Annotated in this window: 4 protein-coding genes; 1 reads left to right on the forward strand and 3 read right to left on the reverse strand. The window is 44.6% G+C overall.

Annotation, left to right across the window (positions count from 1 at the left end; translation table 11 throughout):
* Together WBA89_RS26140 and WBA89_RS26145 are read right to left on the reverse strand one after the other, a co-directional pair.
* A partial coding sequence (locus WBA89_RS26140; RefSeq protein ID WP_424410545.1) for a hypothetical protein occupies positions 1-317 on the reverse strand: 317 nt, incomplete at its 3' end.
* A gap of 105 nt (positions 318-422) precedes the next feature.
* On the reverse strand, positions 423-590 hold the full coding sequence (locus WBA89_RS26145) for a hypothetical protein (RefSeq protein ID WP_424410547.1): 168 nt from the start codon (positions 588-590) through the stop codon (positions 423-425).
* A 19-nt stretch (positions 591-609) separates the two neighbouring features.
* On the opposite strand from WBA89_RS26145, the gene WBA89_RS26150 reads away from it, so the two are divergent.
* A complete protein-coding gene (locus WBA89_RS26150) occupies positions 610-756 on the forward strand; it encodes a hypothetical protein (protein WP_424410549.1) in 147 nt (48 codons plus the stop codon).
* An 883-nt stretch (positions 757-1,639) separates the two neighbouring features.
* On the opposite strand, the gene WBA89_RS26155 is transcribed toward WBA89_RS26150, so the two are convergent.
* A partial coding sequence (locus WBA89_RS26155) for an alpha-mannosidase (protein ID WP_424410550.1) occupies positions 1,640-3,244 on the reverse strand: 1,605 nt, incomplete at its 5' end.

Below are 3,244 nucleotides of genomic sequence, written 5' to 3' on the forward strand. Positions count from 1 at the left end.
GCCTGTGTCAACCAAGCAAATTCCGCCTGCATTTTCCCTTGATCTTGACAGTAAAATATGTTAAAAATTGAATGAGAAATTAATTCCTGCGACCTGTAGGCGAGGCGAGACTCACCGAATTGATTGATCGAAAAAACTCTTCCCAAAGCGTCTAGAACAAAGTAAATACCCGGAAAATTGTCGTAGAGAGTACGATACCAATTCTGTTCGACTTGTTGGCCGGACGAAACTTTTGCTGCCGCGAATTCGCCGCCGGTGCCTGTCAAGTGAGAATTGTTGGTTTCTGGGTTGCTTGAATGACTTTTTTTAGCAAACACTTTTAGCTTAACTCGACTGTAATTAATTTTACTTTCTGGAATTTAACTTTCTTGTGAAACTAAATTAAACCTGTTGTTTGAAAAAAGTTACAAGTTGTAACAAAATTACAGCTTGTCCAGCGCGCTGGTTGTCGCTTCCCAATCCAAATCCTCTGTTTGTAGTTGGTAGATTGCCTGTCGGCGATATTTCCCGTTAGCTGCGGTACTAGCAGGTTGAGCTGCAATTGCCGCCTCTGTACTTGTAGCATCCCCGACAAGGGAAAAAACCGACAATCAAGGGTTTTAAGTATCTATGATAACACTCAAATATCTAAATATTGGGGCTGACTTACTTGGGATGCGGTTTGGGATATTTGCCGGGGCTGCGGATGAACCGGGCGGCCGGGGCAATTTTCGGGTCAGCTTTGGCGGTGGCTTTGGGGATAAACCCTTGCACTAGGCAGGTTGCCTGTTATGTTTGAGGAGAATAGTGAATTGAAGTATACAATTTAATTTAATCTCTAATCTGGTATCAATATTGCGTCAGGAACCTCAGCCCTGACGGCGTGAGGCTTGAAAGAGAAATCTCAAAAGCCGTCCTGACGGGCCCAAGTCTTAACTGACTACGTTTTTTGAGTCACGACACCTTGTGGATGCGAAGCTAGTCCCTTGCTCTGTCATTTGCAGTTAAACAGTTTTAAGGTAACAGAAACAGTGCTGCAAGTCTAAAAAGCACGCCAAACCTTGACCGACAAGCTAACATTACCCGAAAGGGACTCGGAGACAACCATATCTCCATAGAGGGGCAACCATACCCCCCTCCCCCGCAAGGGGATTTAAATTAATGTAAAGCCGTCCTAAAAGGACGGGGTTTCAAACCCATTTTTTTGATGAATTTTTGATTGAATAGCGAAACCGCAGATGTGTGGCGGATGCACGCAGATGCACGCAGATGATTTGGAAGCATTTTGTGTTTGTTTTTGGTGGGCGATCGCGCGGTGTTAAAAAAACCTTGATTATCAAATGCCTGTTTTCTTAACTTACGGACTGATTGGACGCAATAGGAAAGCTTGGGAAAACAATCTTGTTTAATAGATATCTCCCGAAAATACTCTCAAGCGCGGGCAGGATGTCTGTTTCATATTGTTTCCGGCTGCATCGTCAGGTGATAAATTAGAGGGCAATTCATGAATGATTTTTACAATTCATATCGTTTCCGGTTGCATCGGAATAATAAAATCGAGTTAACAGTTAACAGTTAACAGTTAACAGTTAACATCATGAGGAGTGCAACCGCAATTGATATCACAAAAGTTATGGGAGATGTTTAATCTAGAAAATTTTTAAATCGGGTTGGTACGCACAACAGCAAAACTAGCTATTTTCCAAGATTGTATTTTGAACCGTTCAGCAGACAACTTTTCCGACAAATTGACAGGTCTTTCTAGCAAATCAACTGGCTCTACAATCTCTAATTCTAAATCGCTATCCAATTCTAGCACAGCCTGTTTCCCCTCGGATTCGCAACACCGCAAAATCCAAACATTAGCATCATCTTCCGACTGTTTGAATGCCATCAATACTAAGTTTTTTGCCGACAAATCCAAAAACTTGCCAACTGCGGGTAAACTCTTGTTTCGGTTTTCCTCTAACTGCGGGAATACCTTTACTAGCAGCGGCAAATTCAACTCGCAACCCTGTCGAACAGTACCTGCATCTTGCCAATTTCCAGCGTGGGGATAGACTGCACAAGTAAATTCCGAAACTCCTCGATCTGCTTGTTCGTCCGGCCAAGTCGAACCCCGGAGCAAAGTCAGCCGGATTTGATTTGGTTGAATGTCGCAACCGTATTTACAATCGTTGAGCAAACTAACTCCAAAACCGTCATTGCTGATATCAGTCCAGCGGAAAATCGGTACTTCCCATTTGGCTTTTTCGGCTGCTGTTTGCGGCTTAGTTGTGCGGGCGATCGCCCCGCCGGGAATTTCGCAAGTTACAAAATCTGCTTCTACATTTAACCCAAAAGCTGCTTTAACCAAAACGTGAGTTTCTTGCCAATCTGCAACAGTCTTAATTTTCAGCAGCGGCGAACCTTTTTCTAGCGTGTAATCTTGGCGAAACTCGGATTTGCCAATGTGCAGAACAACCCGCAAACTCTGCCGCAATTCTCCCCTATCTACCCAAGAAATCTCTTTGAGTATGGGCGCGGGTAATTGATGTTTTTGATAATTCGGATCGATGTTCCAAGCATCCCAATATTGACCGCTATCTTGAAAGGCTTGCAGTTGATTGCCTCCGGCTGCATTCAACACTTCTCTATGGTTGACTTTATCCCAAATGCTGGATAAATTGCCAGTTTCTCGGTCTATTTTTGCCAGAATAAGTTCATTTTCTAACACCATTTCTGGGGCGGCAAAATGCGTTTCTTGACAAAGTGCGTTTTTTTGTGCTATACCGTATGTAAGTCTCGATAAATCTGTCTTGTTTTCGGTGGCTGGACTCGCGCCCGCATTACCCACAGTTTGAGAGTCTTCGCGGCACAGCCAAAACACGCGGTAGCCGATCGCCGGAACATCCTCTGCACAAAATAACATGATAAATTGCGATGGCGGTCGATCGCCCTTAACAACCTGCGAAACCAGCCTCTGTCCCGACAAATCGTAAATTTGCCAAGCTAAACCAGCAGAATCGGGAAGCGGTAGACTGACAACCTCAGAGCGCGACCAATTGAGAGGATTAAAAATCAGAATCGGTTGAGCGTCCGGCTGCGGGGGATTCGGCAGAGAAATTTGAGCTGCGATCGCATCCAAAGATTGTAGCAGAATTTGACGGCAAGCGCGATCGACCTCGGCAAAGGCTAGATTAGCATCCGCGTAGACTCGGGCGATCGCCGAACCGGGCAAAATATCGTGAAACTGGTTAAACAACACTTGTTTCCAAGCCGATTC

This window comes from Microcoleus sp. (assembly GCF_049646505.1).
Lineage (GTDB): Bacteria > Cyanobacteriota > Cyanobacteriia > Cyanobacteriales > Microcoleaceae > Microcoleus.

Excerpts from the sequence above, each read along its gene's own strand:
- WBA89_RS26150 (WP_424410549.1), top strand. The coding sequence starts at position 610 with ATGATAACACTCAAATATCTAAATATTGGGGCTGACTTACTTGGGATG.